19 protein-coding genes are annotated in these 18,893 nt (G+C 38.3%); 6 read left to right on the plus strand and 13 right to left on the minus strand.

Features of this window, described 5'->3' with window-relative positions; translation table 11 throughout:
• Nucleotides 1-53: 53 nt before the first annotated feature.
• From FA727_RS16820 to dnaE, 3 genes are all read right to left on the minus strand, one after another.
• Nucleotides 54-671, minus strand: a complete 618-nt coding sequence (locus FA727_RS16820; RefSeq protein WP_136832729.1) for a FadR/GntR family transcriptional regulator — start codon at nt 669-671, stop codon at nt 54-56.
• 9 nt (nt 672-680) lie between these two features.
• Nucleotides 681-1,919, minus strand: coding sequence for an NADP-dependent malic enzyme (ystJ, locus tag FA727_RS16825; RefSeq protein WP_136832730.1), 1,239 nt, complete (start codon nt 1,917-1,919; stop codon nt 681-683).
• Between the two features lie 189 nt (nt 1,920-2,108).
• On the minus strand, nt 2,109-5,477 hold the full coding sequence (dnaE, locus tag FA727_RS16830) for a DNA polymerase III subunit alpha (protein WP_136832731.1): 3,369 nt from the start codon (nt 5,475-5,477) through the stop codon (nt 2,109-2,111).
• A 287-nt stretch (nt 5,478-5,764) separates the two neighbouring features.
• Here dnaE and ytrH point away from each other — a divergent pair, with 287 nt between their 5' ends.
• Nucleotides 5,765-6,103, plus strand: coding sequence for a sporulation membrane protein YtrH (gene ytrH, locus FA727_RS16835; RefSeq protein WP_126409603.1), 339 nt, complete (start codon nt 5,765-5,767; stop codon nt 6,101-6,103).
• Complete coding sequence (gene ytrI, locus FA727_RS16840) at nt 6,100-6,600, plus strand: sporulation membrane protein YtrI (protein ID WP_136832732.1); 501 nt, start codon at nt 6,100-6,102, stop codon at nt 6,598-6,600. Before ytrH ends, ytrI begins: the two co-directional genes overlap by 4 nt.
• 38 nt (nt 6,601-6,638) lie before the next feature.
• Here the strand turns inward: ytrI and FA727_RS16845 are convergent, their stop codons facing one another.
• Nucleotides 6,639-7,580 (minus strand): DHH family phosphoesterase, encoded by a 942-nt coding sequence (locus tag FA727_RS16845; protein WP_136832733.1) that lies wholly within the window; start codon nt 7,578-7,580, stop codon nt 6,639-6,641.
• A 225-nt stretch (nt 7,581-7,805) separates the two neighbouring features.
• Between FA727_RS16845 and FA727_RS16850 the strand changes: the two genes are divergently transcribed.
• Nucleotides 7,806-8,108, plus strand: a complete 303-nt coding sequence (locus FA727_RS16850; RefSeq protein WP_136832734.1) for a YtpI family protein — start codon at nt 7,806-7,808, stop codon at nt 8,106-8,108.
• 48 nt (nt 8,109-8,156) lie between these two features.
• Here the strand turns inward: FA727_RS16850 and FA727_RS16855 are convergent, their stop codons facing one another.
• The 3 genes from FA727_RS16855 to FA727_RS16865 form a co-directional block, all read right to left on the minus strand.
• A complete protein-coding gene (locus FA727_RS16855; protein WP_136832735.1) occupies nt 8,157-9,476 on the minus strand; it encodes a CBS domain-containing protein in 1,320 nt (439 codons plus the stop codon).
• A gap of 109 nt (nt 9,477-9,585) precedes the next feature.
• On the minus strand, nt 9,586-9,828 hold the full coding sequence (locus FA727_RS16860; RefSeq protein WP_136832736.1) for a hypothetical protein: 243 nt from the start codon (nt 9,826-9,828) through the stop codon (nt 9,586-9,588).
• Between the two features lie 105 nt (nt 9,829-9,933).
• Complete coding sequence (locus tag FA727_RS16865) at nt 9,934-10,614, minus strand: metal-dependent hydrolase (RefSeq protein WP_136832737.1); 681 nt, start codon at nt 10,612-10,614, stop codon at nt 9,934-9,936.
• Nucleotides 10,615-10,999: 385 nt separating this feature from the next.
• Between FA727_RS16865 and FA727_RS16870 the strand changes: the two genes are divergently transcribed.
• Nucleotides 11,000-12,076, plus strand: coding sequence for a M24 family metallopeptidase (locus FA727_RS16870; protein ID WP_136832863.1), 1,077 nt, complete (start codon nt 11,000-11,002; stop codon nt 12,074-12,076).
• 48 nt (nt 12,077-12,124) lie between these two features.
• Here the strand turns inward: FA727_RS16870 and ald are convergent, their stop codons facing one another.
• Complete coding sequence (gene ald / locus FA727_RS16875; protein ID WP_136832738.1) at nt 12,125-13,243, minus strand: alanine dehydrogenase; 1,119 nt, start codon at nt 13,241-13,243, stop codon at nt 12,125-12,127.
• 130 nt (nt 13,244-13,373) lie between these two features.
• Complete coding sequence (locus FA727_RS24445) at nt 13,374-13,535, minus strand: hypothetical protein (protein WP_170209281.1); 162 nt, start codon at nt 13,533-13,535, stop codon at nt 13,374-13,376.
• A 109-nt stretch (nt 13,536-13,644) separates the two neighbouring features.
• Between FA727_RS24445 and FA727_RS16880 the strand changes: the two genes are divergently transcribed.
• Nucleotides 13,645-14,094: a universal stress protein gene (locus FA727_RS16880; RefSeq protein WP_136832739.1), complete on the plus strand. Its 450-nt coding sequence runs from the start codon at nt 13,645-13,647 to the stop codon at nt 14,092-14,094.
• 228 nt (nt 14,095-14,322) lie between these two features.
• Here the strand turns inward: FA727_RS16880 and argH are convergent, their stop codons facing one another.
• The gene (argH, locus tag FA727_RS16885) at nt 14,323-15,696 is read right to left on the minus strand and encodes an argininosuccinate lyase (protein ID WP_136832740.1); all 1,374 of its coding nucleotides are present in this window, start codon (nt 15,694-15,696) and stop codon (nt 14,323-14,325) included.
• Entirely contained in the window at nt 15,693-16,898 is a 1,206-nt protein-coding gene (locus FA727_RS16890) for an argininosuccinate synthase (protein WP_126409593.1), read from the minus strand. The genes argH and FA727_RS16890 overlap by 4 nt, the downstream gene beginning before the upstream one ends.
• A gap of 245 nt (nt 16,899-17,143) precedes the next feature.
• On the opposite strand from FA727_RS16890, the gene FA727_RS16895 reads away from it, so the two are divergent.
• Nucleotides 17,144-17,458, plus strand: a complete 315-nt coding sequence (locus tag FA727_RS16895; RefSeq protein ID WP_136832741.1) for a hypothetical protein — start codon at nt 17,144-17,146, stop codon at nt 17,456-17,458.
• A gap of 55 nt (nt 17,459-17,513) precedes the next feature.
• Here FA727_RS16895 and FA727_RS16900 read toward each other — a convergent pair whose 3' ends face one another.
• A complete protein-coding gene (locus FA727_RS16900; RefSeq protein ID WP_136832742.1) occupies nt 17,514-18,026 on the minus strand; it encodes a MogA/MoaB family molybdenum cofactor biosynthesis protein in 513 nt (170 codons plus the stop codon).
• A gap of 2 nt (nt 18,027-18,028) precedes the next feature.
• A complete protein-coding gene (locus tag FA727_RS16905) occupies nt 18,029-18,859 on the minus strand; it encodes an EcsC family protein (protein ID WP_136832743.1) in 831 nt (276 codons plus the stop codon).
• Nucleotides 18,860-18,893: the final 34 nt, after the last annotated feature.

The following is an 18,893-nucleotide window of genomic DNA, read 5'->3' on the forward strand; positions in this document are numbered from 1 at the left end:
TTCTTTTCAATATAAATCAACATACGAATAATTGCTTAAAAAATTTGTCAGTTTCAAGTCGACAATTTCCTTAACAGTAGATATTTTTCTAAAACTAAATTCTCATCCCCTTGGAGAAGTGCATCAAGTAAGGTAAGATACTTAGCTTTCGAGTATGGCTCTTCTGGAAAATTTAAGGAACGATAAAAATTACTTAAGATAATCCAGATACGATACATCAAATGGTTATCTCCTAATTCAATCATCTTGAGAAAGAATTCTTCATCACTTACATTCACTGACTCTAATAATTTCCGAAATGAAACAATCTGTTCTACATTATTTCTTTGTAAAACAAGTCTTAAACAATCCATTTCAATAAGTTGTAGAGTGTCTTTCACATCTTCTTTTGCTTTTTCATCTTGTAGAATAAATGTACTTACTAACTGAACGAGCTGGTTCCCACGAGCATCTCGAAGAAAAGTCCCTTCTCCTCTTCTTGTCTCAATTAGTCCCAACAGCTCTAACGCCCGTAATGCTTCACGAACGGAAGAGCGCCCTACTTGAAGGCGCTCCGACAGTTCACGTTCTGAAGGAATTTTATCCCCTATTTTAAGTCCGTCTTCTACAATCATGGTTCTGATTTTCTTAACAATTTCAATATAAACCTTATTGCTCGCTTCTTTATTCAAATTTAGAAATCACTCACTTTTTCCAATGATCGAAAGACTGCTTGTTTTCAATTTTACTTCCTCAGGGTCCACTTTAATTCTAGCAACTCCTGTTTCCATTGCTGCCCTTGCTACTGCTGCCGCAACTTCAGGTGCTACTCGCGAATCGAATGGGGCCGGGATGACATAATCTGCTGATAATTCCTCAGCTGAAACGAGGCTCGCAATCGCTTCTACCGCTGCTACCTTCATTTCTTCATTGATATGCGTTGCCCGAACGTCTAGTGCGCCACGGAAAATACCAGGAAACGCGAGGACATTATTCACTTGATTAGGAAAATCAGAACGACCTGTTCCAACTACCTTCGCCCCAGCACTCTTTGCCTCATCAGGCATAATCTCCGGATTCGGATTTGCCATCGCAAAAATAATCGGATCCGCATTCATGGTTTGAATCATTTCTTTTGTTAAAGCTCCCTCAGCTGAAACACCGATAAAGACATCAGCATTTTTAATCACATCAGCCAAGCTGCCTTCTTCATTATTAAGGTTCGTAAATTTGGCTACTTCATCCTTAATCGCATTCATTCCGAAAGAACGACCTTCATAGATTGCACCTTTGGTATCACACATAATAATATCGCGAACGCCGTAATTATATAATAATTTGATAATGGCAATTCCAGCGGCGCCTGCTCCACTTGCTACGACCTTTATATCGGTTATTTTTTTGCCAACAATTTTCAGTGCGTTGACTAGACCTGCTACCGTTACAATCGCAGTTCCATGCTGATCGTCGTGAAAAATTGGAATCGAGGTTTCTTTCTTCAATCTTTCTTCAATCTCAAAGCATTTTGGTGCTGCAATATCCTCTAGATTCACGCCACCAAATGTTGGTTCTAGTAATTTTACAGTTTCAATGATCTTTTCAACATCGGTTGTATTTAAACAAATCGGAAAAGCATCTACACCGGCAAAGCTTTTAAATAAGACAGCCTTCCCCTCCATAACAGGCAATGCTGCTTGTGGACCAATATTTCCAAGACCTAACACAGCTGTTCCATCTGAGACGACAGCCACCATATTGCCTTTCATTGTATAATCGTAGACGGTCTCCGGCTTGTCATAGATCGCCTTACAGGGTTCAGCAACTCCCGGTGAATAGGCCAAACTTAAATCCTTCGCATTTCGAACTGGTATCTTTGATTTTGATTCCAGTTTCCCCTTATTCACTTTATGCATGTGTAATGCTTCTTCACGTAAAGTCAAGCAAAATTCACTCCCCTAATTAATTTGACCTTGTTCATTCCGACGGTGGTCTGACCACGCTGTATATTAGAACAATATACCATATTCACCGTAGTTGTAAAGAGGTGAATATGATACATAACTGGCATAATAGTGCCTACAAAGTTAAGACACTTAGACAAACATAGTACTAAACTACCTTTAATTTCCTTATCCTTTTAACACGACATTACTATCTCCAAGTAATGCTTTTAACTTCGATAAACACTCAGCGGAAGGGGTGATTCTGTCTTCTTTTCCTAGACGAATGGTTCTCTCATTCTTCTCGTAAAAAAGTACTACACTCACATTCCCTTTATAATCCTTCAATAATTCTTTTAGTCTATTTAACAGATCACTTGATTCACGTTCCTTTTCAATTCTCACATACAAAGTACCTTGTTGATTTTTCACTTTGTCTACTGCTGTATTTACATCTTGCACATTTTGAATGACAAATTGTTTTTTCCCATCTCTAAAATCAATCTTTCCCTCAATAAAAACGATATTCCCTTTTTGCAGAAGCAGCATGAAACGTTTAAATACCACAGGAAACACGACACCATCTAAATCTCCACTTTGATCAGAGAGAGCAAGAAAAGCCATTTCTTCGCCTTTTTTCGTGCGAATCTTTTTCACATCTGTAATGTGAACAAGTGATTTGACCATTTTTTGTTGTGGGGATACCGCTAAAAGTGCTGTTGCGCCCAGTGGCTCAAGGAATTCATCATAAACGGAAACGGGGTGATCAGATAAATAAAATCCGAGCACTTCTTTTTCATATTGTAGCTTTTGTTCAATTCCAATCGGGTCGACTTCCGTATACTTTGGTTTAAGAAAAAATCCATCCTCATCTGCAAACAGATCCGTATCCCCTAACTCTTCGGGACTAACAAGCTCTGCATGCTCAATTGCCACATCTATGCTTGCTAATAAAACCGCTCTGTCCTCACCAAATTCATCAAAGCTACCAGAATGCACGAGGGCTTCAAGCACCTTTCGATTCACCGCTCTCGAAGAAACTCTCATGCAAAAATCAAAGAGATCGGAAAACTTTCTCTTTTTACGTGCTTGAAAGATTTCTTTTAAGGCGGCAACACCGACTCCTTTTATTCCTGCTAGGCTATAACGAATTCCTTCTTTTTCAACTAAAAATGAATATCCACTCAGGTTAATCGAAGGAGGAAGTAAGGAAATGTCCATCTCCTTAATTTCCCGAACATATTGAACAATCTTTCCTTCGTTTCCACTAACTGTGGATAATAGAGCTGCCATAAAAAACAGTGGATAATGTACCTTTAAATAAGCAAGCTGATAAGCGATGACACTATACGCAACTGCGTGACTTCTGTTAAAACCGTAATTAGCAAACTTAACGATTAAATCATAGATATCATTTGCTGTCACTTGGTCATACCCTTTATTCAAGGCGCCTTGGACAAAATGCTCTCTTTCCTTATCAAGAACTTCCTTTTTCTTTTTCGATACAGCCCTTCTCAGTAAATCCGCTTCTCCCAGAGAAAAGCCCGCCATCTTTGCAGCAATCTGCATAATTTGCTCCTGGTAGACAATAACCCCGTATGTGTTTTCAAGAATCGGCTTTAAATCTGGATGAGGATAATTAACCGGTTCATTGCCATGCTTTCGCTCGATATAAAGAGGAATATTTTCCATTGGGCCTGGACGATATAAAGCATTGACGGCAACAATATCCTCAAAATGAGTCGGCTTTAGCCTTTTTAAGACACTTCTCATTCCATCAGACTCTAATTGGAAGACTCCTGTTGTTTCTCCTTTTGCCAGAAGCTTGAACGTCTCTTCATCATCAAAAGGCAGTTCTTTAATAGGCAATTTTTTTCCTATTTTACGATAAATCGAGTCTAGGATTGATTCCATTAAAGATAGATTTCTCAATCCAAGAAAATCCATTTTTAATAATCCTACTTCCTCTAAATGGTCCATCGTATATTGCGTCAAATAAATATCGTTATGGCCACCTTGGATCGGAATGGATTCAACTAATGGTTTCTCTGTTAATACAACCCCTGCAGCATGTGTAGAAGTATGACGAGGAAGCCCCTCTAATTTCGTTGCCACTTCAAATAATCGTTGATTCAGCGACGAGTCTTCCGTGAATTTCTTTAGTTCTGGAGATTCTGCTATAGCTTTCTTTAATGTAATTCCTGGTCGTGATGGGATTAAGCGTGATACTTGATCGAGCTCTTTTGGATTTAATCCGAAAACTCTCCCTACATCTCTCATTACGGCCTTTGTTGCAAGTGTTCCAAAAGTGATGATTTGCGCCACATGGAGCTTCCCATATTTTTCAGAAACATACTCGATCACTTCATCTCTTCTGTGATCAGGGAAATCTATATCAATATCTGGCATGGAAATTCTTTCTGGATTTAAGAAACGTTCAAATAATAGATTGTATTCAATTGGATCAACGTCTGTAATATACAGAACATAAGCTACCATCGAACCAGCAGCGGAACCCCTTCCTGGTCCTGTTAAAATTCCATTCTCCCTCGAAAACTTCATGAAATCCCAAACAATTAAAAAATAGTCGGCAAATTTCATTTTCTTAATGATCTCTAGTTCATAGAAAAGTCTTGTTTTGTGTTCTTCTGTAGGATTGGTATACCTTTCGTTAAATCCCTTGAGACATAGCTCCTCTAGCAGTTCTGCTGTAGTTTTTTCACCTGTAGTCGGATACTTTGGTAGATTCATTTGGTTTAACTCAATCATGACATTACATGCTTCAGCAATTTTTAGAGAATTTTCCAGTGCATCTGGTAGAACTGTAAAAATCTCGACCATTTCTTGTGACGTTTTTAAATAATATTGATCCGACTCTAACCGTTCTCTCGATTCATCCTGGAGTTTATCCCCATTTTTAATAGAGAGGAGGCATTCATGGGCAAAAGAGTCTTCTTTCTCGAGATAATGAACCTCATTTGTGGCCACAAGTTGAATTTGCAGTTGTTGTGATAACTCGATTAGTTGTTCATTTACCGATGCTTCTATGCGAAGACCATGATTTTGAATACCTAGATAGAAATTTTCTTTTCCAAAAATACGCTGATAGGCATGTACACAATGGGTTGCATCTTCAATGTCTCCTGCAGCAAGACTCTCTTCCACCTCACCCTTTATTCCCGGCGTTATTCCTATAAGTCCACTTGCATAACCACGGAGCCATTTCATTGGGATTCCAGATGGAGAGTTCGTTTGAACAACACTTGATATTTTTAATAGATTATAAAAACCTTGTTGATTTTGTGCTAGTAACACCAGCGGAAATGATTGTTCTTCCTTCCGTTCACTTTGAACTTGAACAGTTAATCCGATAATTGGTTTAATCGAAGCTTTTAAACAAGCCTTATAAAAGGCAATCGTTCCGTACATCACATTCTGGTCAGTTAATGCAATCGCCTTAAAGCCCTTCCTTTTGGCATCTTGAACGAGTTCCTCAATGGTTGCCGTACTCGATAATAGACTGTATGCACTATATACATGAAGGTGAACAAATGACATAAATATCCCACCTTTCTCGTTTGCGTAAATTAATACTAGATTTATTTGATAAATAATTTATGTAAAGTTCGTTGTATATTTTGATAGCGTTCTATCATAAATTTCATTTGCTAATTTTATTATAGAGCCACTATCGAAAAAAAGAAAATATGTTCTCCTTTTTAAATTGAATTGATGTTTTTTCAAACTGAAAAAACTTGTTTATTTCATCCTTGAAAACATAATGTAAAAGGTTTGTCCATATGAATGTAATAGGAAGCTATTCTATGAAGTTAGGATGAATGCAAATGAAGGAGCAACCCTTTTTTACCCATTTAATTGATAGCTATTTTATTGCTTTAGGTGTTTTACTTGGAGGCGCATTAATTGGTGGTATTGGCGCTTTTTTAACAGGGAAGCCGTTAATGACAGAAATATATCGTATTTCATCCTCCATCCGAATTTGGGCAATTGTTGCAGCCATTGGTGGCACGTTTGATGCCGTTTATAGTTTTGAAAGAGGGTTGTTCGACGGGGATACGAAGGATATATTTAAAACCTTTTTACACATCTTAGCAGCAGTAGGAGGAGCACAAACAGGCTCTTTATTGATCACTTTTCTTACAGGGGAGCATGTATCGGAATGAGAGTTCCACCTTATTATCGGTTGCAGGAAGTAAGAAGATTGTTTGCTGGGATGGCGATTGGAGCTATTCTGAGTTGGCTTATTTTTTTATACATATACGGTGAATGGCAGGAGGAATATAGTGTACAAATTCGACAACAAGAAGAAACCATTCGTGATCTAGAGAAAGAAAAAAAGATTTGGCAGGAAGACGTTGAGAAATTCAATAAAGAAAATGAGGAAAAACTTACGATCCAAAGTATTGAGGTGAAAATTACAAACTATGAAAAATATGAGCTAGATGAGCTTAGTGTCTATGAAATTGAGGAAGCTGTGAAAGAGGATATAGAGACCCTTTTATCAAAGGATATTGAGACTGCTTTTAAAAGTAGAGAACTCACACGGAGAGCGATTGAAAATAGAAGCTTTAAAGTACATGACAAACGCTATCGTCTCAAAATCAAGGAAATTGCTTACTATACAACCTTATCCATTCAATTAAATCTAGAGTTTGAATAGTAGCTTAGAGAAGTTAGTTATCTCTAAGCTACCCATTGTTATTTGTAATGAATACAAGCCTCGTCTAAATCCTTCATAACGTTCTCCATCTCGTCCCATGAATAAATGGACGCTCCTGATGCTAGTGGATGTCCACCACCTGAATATTTTCGAGCAATCGTATTCACGATTGGACCCTTAGAACGTAGACGTACACGAATTTGGTCGTCTTCTTCAATAAAGAAAGCCCAAGCTAAAATCCCTACAACATTTCCTAACGTACTCACTAGGAGAGAGGCATCTGAAGGTTTCGCTTGATACTCCGTTAACAATTCCTTGTTTAACACCATTGAAGCTACGCCATTCTCGTTCATGTTAAAATTTTGCAGAACATAACCGTTCAATTTAATAAGATTAGGGGCTAGCTCATACATCCGATCAAAAAGCTCGGTCCGATCAAACTTATACTTAATTAACTCGCTTGCATAAGTAAAGGTCTTTTCAGTCGTGCTTGGATAAAGGAATCGTCCAGTATCTCCGACAATTCCAGCGTATAAAAGCCTTGCTGCTTCATCTGACATCTTCAAACCTGATTCTTCGCCTGCCAAATAGAATTCATAAATCATCTCACTGCATGAGCTAGCATTCGTGTCGACCCAAACTATATCTCCATATGGCTCTTCATTCGGATGATGATCAATCTTAATTAACTTATCTCCAAGTCCATAACGACTATCACAAATTCTTGCTTCATTTGCCGTATCGGTCACGATAACTAAAGCACCTGTATATATTTCGTCTGGAATTTGATCAAGTCGGCGTAAGAAATTGAGTGATTGTTCTTCTTTTCCTACCGTGTAGATATTTTTTTCTGGAAAGGATGCTTTTAGAATTTCAGCTAATCCTCCTTGTGAACCATAAGCATCTGGATCCGGACGAACATGTCGATGAATAATAATGGTTTCATATTGTTTAATGGTTTCTAAAATTTTCTCTTTCATATTAACTCCTTCACAAACAAATTTGCTCGGTTCTCGATCGTATTTAAGAAAGTCTTACTTCATTTTTACCATAAAAAAGTTAAAAGAAAAGGCTCTTTTCTTAATTTTTGTTAATATTTCAAACAAATCTAATTTGCCCTCACAAACTCGTCATCATCAGTAGCATTTTTTCACGATAATCGGTAAAATGAAGTGAAACTGTCCAAGCTTGGAGGAAAAAATCAGATGCCTGTACTTGTTATTCTATTTGTGTTCTCTCTATCATTTTACATTTTTTATAAAGTAAAGTACTTCCGCTCGCAAAAACCTGCGGAGAAAAAATGGATTTCTGCAAAATCAGGAATTGCTTTAGGCCTTTTTATTGCCCTTTTTGGTCTTAACCAATTTTTCATTAACCAAACAGCTGTCGGCTATATTGTCGGATGCATATTCATTCTTTTAGGAGCCTATAATGCTTGGGCTGGATTGAAATCCTATAAGTTTTATCTCCCTCATGCCATCGAAGAGGCTGAGCAACTAAAAAAATAGTATGAATTTAGAAAGCCGCCTTCTCAAATAGAAAGCGGCTTTCGTAATTTAATGTCTATCAATCAGCTGGCACATCATCATAGCTTTTCCCACTAATACACCTTCATTAAACACCTCAACGTCTACCTTTCCAAACTTACGCCCGACCTCTAAGACGCGAGGATTAATTTCTAACATACTATCAATTTGAACTGGCTTAAGGAAATAGATTGTCATATTTTCTACAACTAAATCTCCTTTTTTGAAGCTACGTAATACTCGATTCGCTGCTTCTGTCACAATTGTCGTAAATACCCCATATGAAATCGTCCCTAAATGATTGGTCATTTGTGGAGTAACTTCACATCGATATAAATCTTCGTTTTTCAATTTTCCTTTTATCAAGGTAATCTGGCTTGTGACAATATCATCAATCGTTTCCCCAACCTGAGGCTGACGTTGGATCATTTGTAATGCCTTTAAGACATCCTGTCTACTAATAATCCCTAGAAGCTTATTATTGCCATCGGTAACAGGTAATAACTCTATACCTTCCCAAACCATCATATGGGCAGATGAAGCAACACTTGTCTGTCCACTAACAGTCATAGGGTTTTTAGTCATGATTTTTTCAATCAATTGCTCTGGTTCGGCACCAATAACGTCCTTCGAAGTCACCATACCTTGAACCCTCATATTCTCATCTACTACCGGATAACGACTATGTAGCGTTTCTCGATTGTATTCATGCCATTTTGACACCTTATCCGCTGTTTTAAGATAGATCGTATCCGTGACAGGCGTTAATATATCTTCCACTAATATAATTTCTTTTTTAATTAATTGGTCGTAGATGGCACGGTTAATCATTGCCGCAACAGTGAATGTATCATAGCTTGTCGAAATAATCGGAAGTTGTAACTCGTCCGCTAGTTTTTTTACATCGTCATCTGTATCAAAACCACCTGTTATCAACACAGCTGCTCCAGCATTTAAAGCATATTCGTGTGCTTTTGTCCGGTTTCCAACAATCAATAAATTTCCCGCACCCGTGTAACGCATCATCGCTTCCAACTTCATTGCACCGATGACAAATTTATTTAAGGTTTTATGTAATCCAGAACGGCCCCCTAAAACTTGCCCTTCTACAATATTAACAACCTCTGCGTACGTAAGCTTCTCGATATTTTCTTTTTTCTTTCTTTCTATGCGAATCGTACCGACCCGTTCAATCGTACTAACATATCCTTTGTTTTCTGCATCCTTAATCGCTCGATATGCAGTACCTTCGCTGACATTTAATGCCTTGGCAATCTGTCTTACGGAAATTTTTTCCCCAATCGGTAACTGATCAATATATTCGATTATTTGTTCATGCTTAGTAGCCAAGCGCTTCACCCTTAAAATAAATTTAAACATCCGATTCGTGCGTATGTATAATCCTATTATAAGGGGAAGCATACTATAGATTCAATCGACAGAATATTAATTCAAAGATTTAATTGTATTGGCGAAGTTTTTTCCGTGATTTAATGGAAGTTGTCTTATTTGCCGTTTTAGATTTTTTCGGAGCATACAGTAGTGCAGATAAATTACCAGCAATCACAAAGAGACAAAGTAGAAGCCAGGAAATCGAGAAAATTCCCGCCAGTCCATCTGCCGTAACTGACAATTTTGGTAGAGCATAGTATAACATCACTCCACAAACAAGTAGACAAAGCAAGTAACGGTTCTTATTCATAGTTACCTCCAAAACTGTTTTTATTATATTTGTATGCGGACAAGTTAGAAAAAAGTCTTTTTTCACATGATAAAAGCGCAGTCCTGTTACGACTGCGCTTGCACTTTATAACTCTATTGATTCTCCTACTTCTAGTACCTTTCCTTGTCCATTTGGAAGCAATTCAACAAACTTATGTGGATCCTGTTCGATCACAGGGAATGTACTATAATGGATTGGAACGACTTGCTTAGCACCTAAAAGTTCAGCAGCATAAGCAGCATCCTCCGGTCCCATCGTGTAATTGTCACCAATTGGTAGGAAAGCTACATCAATCGGATGTCTCTCTCCAATCAGCTTCATATCATAAAATAATGACGTGTCTCCAGCATGATAGATTGTTTTTCCTTCAATCGTAACGAGAAGTCCAGCTGGCATACCTAGATAAATGATTTGCTGATCCTCTGTTTCAAATCCAGTTGAGTGGAAAGCTTGTGTAAACTTTACTCGTCCAAATTCAAAATCACGGGCACCACCAATATTCATCTCATGCGTTTTAACACCTTTCCATGTTAAGTAAGAAGAAAGCTCTGGGCTCGCAATAATAAGGGCATCATTATCTTTTGCTAATGGAATCGTATCTCCCAAATGATCCCCATGTCCGTGTGTTAATAAAATATAATCTACTTTTACCTCATCTGCCTTTAAATCTGTCTTTGGATTGCCAGTGATAAACGGATCAATTAAAATCGTCTTCCCATTTGTTTCAATCCTCAAAACCGAATGACCATGATAAGTAATTTTCATGTTCTAATTCTCCTTTCAATTCTATTCTTATATCTTTACTTCAACAAAATATCCAACATTCCTCCCTAATATTACTTTCAATTGATAAAATTAACGAATAATAAGGTAGACTTCGTAGAAATTCATTCCTAATATAAAACACAGAGTTGATTGGAGCGGAAGGTGCTTGACTCCTGGGGGATTAGCGTTACAGGCGTGACCCCGCAGGAGCTTGCGACGAGGAGGCACGGCGAAGGCCCCCCGGAAAGCAAGTGCCTGTAGCGGAAATCAACGGACATAATTCTTTTAACATTATGAATGTATTCAAAAGTTTACATTTAACCAAGAAGTTGATAAGTTTAAAAGTAGAAAATAATTAGGGGGAATTAGAGTGGATAGAATACATATGCTTTCCCAATGGATGAAAGAAAAAGATATCGAAATGAGCTTCCTTACTTCAACCGAAAGCGTCTTTTATTTAAGCGGTTTTTACAGTGACCCACACGAAAGACTCCTTGGAGTTGCAGTTTTCCAAGAGGAAGAACCATTCCTTATTTGCCCAGCGATGGAAAAAGAAGATGCGAAGAAAGCTGGCTGGCCCTATGAAATCATTGGCTACAGCGATATCGAAAACCAATGGGAAATTGTACAAAAAGCTGTTTCCAAGCGTGTGAACAAAGTTACCCAAATTGGAATTGAAAAAGAACATATGAATGTTGAAAGATACGAAGAACTGAACAAACTTTTCCCAGGCACTTCTTTTGTCTCAGCAGAAGAAAAGCTAAGAAAGCTTCGTATGGTTAAGGATGAAAAGGAATTATCTACAATCAAAGAAGCATGTGCTTTAGCTGACTATGCAATCGAGGTTGGCTGCTCCGAAATTAAAGAAGGTAAAACGGAATTAGAAATTTTAGCAGCGATTGAATTTGCCTTAAAGAAAAAAGGCGTTACTGCTATGTCCTTTTCCACAATGGTCTTAACTGGTGCAAACGGAGCTTCTCCTCATGGAAATCCAGGGCAAACGAAAATTCAAAAAGGAGACCTTGTTCTTTTTGACTTAGGCGTTGTTGTTGACGGATATTGCTCTGATATCACAAGAACCGTTGCATATGGCGATATTAGTGATAAACAAAGGGAAATTTACGACACAGTTTTAAAAGCCCAATTAGCTGCAGTTGAAGCAAGCAAACCAGGTGTTACTTGCTCTGAAGTTGATTTAACGGCTCGTAAAATTATTGCAGACGCAGGATATGGTGAATACTTCCCACATCGTCTTGGTCATGGATTAGGAATCAGTGTTCATGAGTACCCTTCGTTAACAGAAACCAATGACCTCCTTCTTGAAAAAGGAATGGTTTATACAATCGAACCAGGTATCTATGTTCCAGGAGTAGCTGGCGTTCGCATTGAAGATGATGTATACGTTACTGAAAATGGTGTAGAAATTTTAACGAAGTTTCCAAAAGAACTGCAAACTATTTAATAAAAGAAATCCTCTAGGGCTTGTCCTAGAGGATTTTTTAATGAGCGATTATTGTTCAAGTAAATTCTTCACCGGTGTATATTCTAAACCTAATGAAGAAGCAACAGCTTCATAAGTGACAACGCCATTAAGGGCATTGATTCCTTTTAATAGACTTTCATTTTTCAAACATGCTTGACGATATCCTTTATTAGCAATTTCGAGTGCATACGGAACTGTCACATTTGTTAAAGCAATCGTTGAAGTACGAGGAACTGCTCCAGGCATATTAGCCACAGCATAGTGTACCACATCATATTTATTATAGGTTGGATTGTCATGAGTTGTAATTCTATCCGTTGTTTCAAAAATACCACCTTGATCAATTGCAATATCGACGACAACTGAACCAGGAGACATCGATTCAATCATTTCTTCCGTAACAAGTTTTGGAGCCTTCGCTCCCGGAATAAGAACTGCCCCAATGACAAGATCTGATTCCTTAACCGCTTCAGCAATGTTATAAGGGTTAGACATTAACGTGGTCACATCGCTGCCAAAGATATCATCTAATTGACGAAGACGTTCAGGGTTTAAATCAATAATGGTTACATTTGCACCTAATCCAACTGCTAGCTTCGCTGCATTTGTTCCTGCTACTCCGCCGCCAACAACTGTAACTTTGGCACGTTTTACCCCAGGAACACCGGATAATAATATTCCTTTTCCTCCGTTCACCTTTTCCAAATATTGTGCACCGACCTGAGCAGCCATTCTACCTGCAACTTCACTCATTGGTGTCAAAAGTGGCAATGAACGATTTGGTAACTGCACCGTTTCATATGCGATCGCGACTACCTTATTTTCTAATAGAGCCTCTGTTAAATGTGGCTCTGCAGCTAAATGCAAGTATGTAAATAAAATTAAGCCTTGACGGAAATAACCGTATTCAGATGGAAGTGGTTCTTTTACTTTCATAACCATTTCCTTAGTCCAAGCTTCTTCAGCTGTGCTTACAATGGTTGCGCCTGCATTCATATAATCAGAATCTGTAAATCCAGAACCTAAACCTGCGTCCGTTTCTATGTAAACTTCATGTCCAAAATTCACTAAATTAAGCACACCAGCTGGTGTCATAGCAACACGATTTTCATTATTTTTTATCTCTTTTGGTACCCCTATACGCATGTTTGCCCCTCCCAAAAAAAATGTCAAATTCGATTCTACTATAACACCTAATTGGAGAAAGAATAAAGAGAATTTTTTGGCATATAAAAAAGAGGTGCCTTTTACACACCTCTTAAATTTCCACTACAACCTATTCTGTTTCTTCAGCACTAGGGAATTGAGACATATCAAACTGACCATCAGCTTGATCAATTACGCCACTATTGTAAGCATTCATGATTTGCTCGCTTACTTGATCCGTCCCTTGCTCATCATAATAATAAACAAAATCCTTTGTCGGATCCTTTTTCATTTTGCCAACTCCCCTCAGGAAAAATTAATCTGCATCATTATTTTTCGAAAATTTGTTACAGATATTCATAAAAAGGAGTTGTATAATTAAGGTAAAGGAGGAGATAAACATGGGTCTCAAGTATAAAAACATACTAGTTGCTGTTGATGGTTCTACAGAAGCAGAATGGGCATTTAAGAAATCGATTGAAATTGCTAAAAGGAATGACGCAAAAATTCTTCTTGCACATATTATCGACACACGTACATTTGCCGCAGTGGAAGCTTACGATCGAACAATCGCCGAGAGAGCTGACCAATTTGCTACTGAGCTGTTGGAGAATTATAAGCACTTAGCACTCGAAGCAGGAGTGAAGGATGTCACTTATATTGTGGATTATGGATCTCCAAAAGTAAGAATTCCAAAGGATATTGCCAAAAAGCAAAATATTGATTTGATTATTTGTGGAGCAACTGGACTTAATGCTGTAGAACGGTTCCTAATTGGAAGCGTTTCCGAGCATATCGTTCGCTATGCATCCTGTGATGTTATGATAATACGGACAGAAAAAGATGAATGACATTGAAAAGCGGAATCGCCTTGGTCATCGCCGTACAAACTGGAAGAGCCGCGACTGAGATAAAGGAAATCCGATGAGCTTTAGCGAATCGTGATTGACTTATCGTAGGGAGGGGCCCTGAAGTTTGCTAGGCGATAGGCGCTGGAGCTAGACAATTCTCGAAGTCAAGATCCCGTCATTTTAATATAAATAAGCACACTGCGTTTTTCATTGCAGTGTGCTTTTTCTCTAGTTCATTTTTGCTTCTGCTTTTTGTAGAGCCAATTTAATTTGCTCAAATCCTGTTCCACCTGCACTATTTCTTCTTTGAACGGCAGTCACCGGATTTAATACTTCGTAAATATCCTTTTCGAAAAGAGGATGTGCCTCTTTAAATTCCTCAATGGATAAGTCTGCAAGATAGCATTGCTTCTTCACGCAAGTCAATACTAGCTGGCCAACAATCTCATGACTTTCACGGAAAGGAATCCCTTTCCCGGATAAATAGTCTGCAAGCTCCGTTGCATTTGAGAAATCATTTTTCGTTGCAGTTTCCATTTGGCCCGTATTCACTCTCATCGACTCGATCATCCCAGCAAAAATTTTCAGAGAGCCTGTTACAGTTTTCACTGTATCAAACATACCTTCCTTATCCTCCTGCATGTCCTTATTGTAAGCAAGAGGAAGCCCCTTTAAGACGGTAAGGAGTCCCATCAAATTTCCGTACACTCGGCCAGTTTTTCCACGGATTAACTCAGCCATGTCAGGATTCTTTTTTTGCGGCATAATACTTGAACCAGTTGAAAATGCATCATCTAGTTCAATAAAACGGAATTCTTGTGATGACCAAAGAATGATTTCTTCACCTAAGCGCGACAAATGCATCATCAATATAGAGCTCGCAGATAAAAATTCCAAGATAAAATCCCGATCACTGACAGCATCCAGACTATTCTCGTAGATCCCTTGAAAACCAAGAAGCTCTGCTGTTAATTCACGGTCAATCGGGAATGTTGTACCAGCCAACGCCCCAGCACCTAGAGGTGATACATTGATACGCTTTTGTGATTCTTGAAATCTTTCCTTATCCCGCTCCAGCATCCAAAAATAAGCCATAAGATGATGAGCGAAGGAAATCGGTTGTGCTCTTTGTAAATGGGTATATCCAGGCATTATCGTCTCAACATGAGCTTTCGCTTGTGTAAGTAACGCATTTTGCATCTCATTTATAAGCTGAATGACCTGCACCGTTTGTTTGCGTAAATATAAATGCATATCTGTTGCAACCTGGTCATTTCGACTTCGACCAGTGTGAAGTTTCCCTCCCACAGGTCCAATCATGTCTGTTAACTTGCTTTCTAAATTAAGATGAATGTCCTCTAGCTTCACAGAATACTCGAGCTCATTATTATGTGCCTTTTCTTGAAGAACCTGCAAGCCCTTCTTAATGGATTCAGCATCTTCCTCCGAGATAATTCCACATTTTCCAAGCATCTGTACATGGGCAATACTACCTTCTAAATCTTCTAGTACAAGTTCTTGGTCAAAGGAAATGGAAGCACCGAATTCATCTACCCATTCTTCTGCTGTTTTGGTGAATCTTCCTCCCCAAAGTTTTTTCACACTGTCACCTTCTTGTTTTGCACCATACTTTGAACCTTTGTTGGTAATCCATATAATTGAATGAAGCCAACAGCAGCACTATGATCAAACTCATCCTCTTTTGTATACGTAGCTAATTTTTCATCATATAAAGAATAAGGTGATTTTCTTCCTTCAACAATCGCATGACCCTTGAAGAACTTCACTCTCACTGTACCAGTTACATATTTTTGCGTATCCTTTAAGAACGCAAGCAGTGCAGAAGTTAATGGTGAAAACCATAGAGCTTCATAAATAACCTCTGTAATTTTCTTTTCGATAACAGGTTTGAAATGAGCCACTTCTTTCACAAGTGTTAAATCCTCAAGTTCTTTATGAGCTTTAATTAGAGTCATTGCACCAGGACATTCATAGACTTCTCGAGATTTAATCCCTACTAAACGATTTTCTACGTGGTCGATACGGCCTACTCCATGTTTCCCTGCAATAATATTCATTTCTAAAATTAATTCAGAAAGAGGGTAAGACTTTCCGTTGATTTTAACTGGAACGCCTTGCTCAAATTCAATTTCCACAAACTCTGGTGTGTCTGGTGTATATTCTAAGCTAGTCGTTAAGTCATAAGCATCTTCTGGCGGAGCTGCCCAAGGATCTTCTAGCACACCACACTCATTGCTACGTCCCCATAAATTTTGGTCAATTGAGTATGGACTATCTAAATTAATTGGAATTGGAATTCCGTTATTTTTTGCATATTCGATTTCTTCTTCACGTGACCAGCTCCACTCACGTACAGGAGCAAGCACCTTTAAGTCAGGATTTAATGCATTAATTGAAACTTCAAATCTTACTTGGTCATTTCCTTTACCTGTACAACCGTGAGCAACTGCGACTGCTCCTTCTTTCTCTGCCACTTCTACAAGCTTTTTCGCAATAAGCGGACGAGATAAAGCTGAAACTAAAGGATATTTCCCTTCGTAAAGTGCATGAGCTTGAAGTGCAACCAATGCATAATCATTAGCAAATTCTTCTTTTACATCAAGCACGTATGAGCTAACTGCTCCAACTTGTAATGCTTTTTCTTTAATGAAGTCTAAGTCCTTTCCTTCTCCCACATCAAGACAGCATGCGACTACTGCGTATCCTTGTTCCTGTAACCATTTAATTGCAACAGAGGTGTCTAAACCTCCAGAGTATGCTAACACGATTTTTTGATTTGCCATTTTAAAATGTCCTCCCTTAAGTACTAAACTTGTAGCTTTATAGATTCCTCTCAATATGAATAAATATTCATCATGATATATTTTTATTCTTTTCCTTGATTACCAATTTACCAAGATTCTTTTCATTTTTCAATACTTATTCGTTATTTTGTATAAAAATTAATTGATGAAGGCATTTTCTAAGTGTAGTAGAATAAAAGCAAATACAACCGGTTTAATCGGGACTTACCTTTGGGGGCCTTTTTATGAGTGAGCATTTTATCGAAGATAAGAGATTAGGTATAGCCATCCCAAGCTTTCACCTAGATTGGGACGAGTACTCTGAGGAAACAAAACAATCGATTTTATTACGATGGGAAATCATTCGTGGGAAAATTCCTGACCGAATTGCTGAGTTAGAGGGAACAATTAACAAAAAGCAAGATGAGCTTTCAAATGAAGCTGATTTTGTACGCTCTTGCAAACTAAATAGTGAAATCGCCGAGTTGGCATCAATTATTAATGATTTATGGCTTTGGTATCGGACTAATCAAGATATTTCTGGGAAGATCCATCAATAGTGGAATATAAAAAGGACAGAGATTAAGCTCTCTGTCCTTAACAGTAGTATTTATCTTATAAATCTTTTTTCAATTCTCTCACAACATGGCCGATTTCAGGGATGATTAAACGATTCATTGCAAGCTTCACAGCCCCAGTTGAACCCGGTGTGGAGAACACCGCTTTATCGTTCACAACACCTGCAATGGCACGGGAAAGAATCGCGGCTGAACCGATATCTTCTTGATAGCTTAGCATGCGAAAGAGTTCACCGAAGCCAGAAATCTCTTTTTCAAACAAGCTTTGAACCGTTTCGATCGTAACGTCTCTTTTTGCTATACCAGTTCCACCATTGGTTAAGACAACATCAATTGCAGGATTCTCACAGCCTTTTACGACAGCCTCCCGAATCGCCTCTATCTCATCCTTCACAATGACATATTCACGAATCACATGACCGGCAGCCTCCAATAATGAAATCATCGTCTGACCACTTTTATCCGTTTCCTTCGTTCTCGTATCACTCACTGTAATCACTTTACAAGCAACCTGCTGGGGTGCCTCTTTTTTATGTTCTGTCGTACTCACTTTTATTGCTCCTTTTCAAGCAAATATCTCATTTGATAATAATTATGGGCAAATTCCGTTACTTTTCTCGTTAATTGATAATTCATTCCTGCACCTAGTGCCATGCTCAAAACAGGGATTCCTTGAATCTTTTTATTTTTGAATAAAAGAATCGTCCACCCTTTTAAAATTTGTTTTAACGGTTGTTCAAGCCAGGTAGTATCTGTCAGCTTATCTTCACCGTCATAAAAATAAAATTCATCCGTTGAATGCAATTCGTCCATTAGCTGATTCCATCCCTGACCAAGCAATCTATTCGGAAGGGTAGCAGCATGAAAAACCTTCAATGAAGTCATCATTTCAAATGGATTATTCACTTCATATCCATAAGTCATGGCAATCAATTGGACGACACGAAGATTGATGACAATGATGGCAGGAATATCTGCACCAAGTACGAGTGCTCCACCAGTTCCTGAAAGCCCTCCTTGTGCAAATGAATATAAACGATGGCGCGCTATTTGTTGCTTAGCTATGTATTGAAGTTGATCAATGGATAGTATTCTTAAATCGTCTAGTTGGCTAATGTCTTCATGAAATACTCGGCCAGCAGCCAGAATTCGCTCTTTGGCATCGTGTTGCAAGCTGCTTCCTTGAATTAAAGCATGAAGATGAAAGAGCCATGTATCAAGGACGGAAAAGAACTCCTTCTGGGTCTGTTCAGGCAAGAGTGCAAAAGCACGTTCTAAATATTTTTCATATGTTAAAACTAAATCATTGGGCTCGTAGCTATATAGACTTTGCTCCCAATCTTTAATCTCTAAATACAACTTGTTTTCTCTATCCGTAAACATATAACAATCCTCCTCACAGGACTATACTCTACTG

This window comes from Robertmurraya kyonggiensis, assembly GCF_005116465.1.
GTDB classification, from domain to species: Bacteria; Bacillota; Bacilli; order Bacillales; family Cytobacillaceae; genus Robertmurraya; species Robertmurraya kyonggiensis.

Coding starts and splice junctions, on each gene's coding strand:
- dnaE (WP_136832731.1), bottom strand. CDS start 5,477: ATGTCATTTGTTCACCTTCATGTATATAGTGCATACAGTCTATTATCG.
- ytrH (WP_126409603.1), top strand. CDS start 5,765: ATGAAGGAGCAACCCTTTTTTACCCATTTAATTGATAGCTATTTTATT.
- ytrI (WP_136832732.1), top strand. CDS start 6,100: ATGAGAGTTCCACCTTATTATCGGTTGCAGGAAGTAAGAAGATTGTTT.
- FA727_RS16845 (WP_136832733.1), bottom strand. CDS start 7,580: ATGAAAGAGAAAATTTTAGAAACCATTAAACAATATGAAACCATTATT.
- FA727_RS16850 (WP_136832734.1), top strand. CDS start 7,806: ATGCCTGTACTTGTTATTCTATTTGTGTTCTCTCTATCATTTTACATT.
- FA727_RS16860 (WP_136832736.1), bottom strand. CDS start 9,828: ATGAATAAGAACCGTTACTTGCTTTGTCTACTTGTTTGTGGAGTGATG.
- FA727_RS16865 (WP_136832737.1), bottom strand. CDS start 10,614: ATGAAAATTACTTATCATGGTCATTCGGTTTTGAGGATTGAAACAAAT.
- FA727_RS16870 (WP_136832863.1), top strand. CDS start 11,000: ATGCTTTCCCAATGGATGAAAGAAAAAGATATCGAAATGAGCTTCCTT.
- ald (WP_136832738.1), bottom strand. CDS start 13,243: ATGCGTATAGGGGTACCAAAAGAGATAAAAAATAATGAAAATCGTGTT.
- FA727_RS24445 (WP_170209281.1), bottom strand. CDS start 13,535: ATGAAAAAGGATCCGACAAAGGATTTTGTTTATTATTATGATGAGCAA.
- FA727_RS16880 (WP_136832739.1), top strand. CDS start 13,645: ATGGGTCTCAAGTATAAAAACATACTAGTTGCTGTTGATGGTTCTACA.
- FA727_RS16890 (WP_126409593.1), bottom strand. CDS start 16,898: ATGGCAAATCAAAAAATCGTGTTAGCATACTCTGGAGGTTTAGACACC.
- FA727_RS16895 (WP_136832741.1), top strand. CDS start 17,144: ATGAGTGAGCATTTTATCGAAGATAAGAGATTAGGTATAGCCATCCCA.
- FA727_RS16905 (WP_136832743.1), bottom strand. CDS start 18,859: ATGTTTACGGATAGAGAAAACAAGTTGTATTTAGAGATTAAAGATTGG.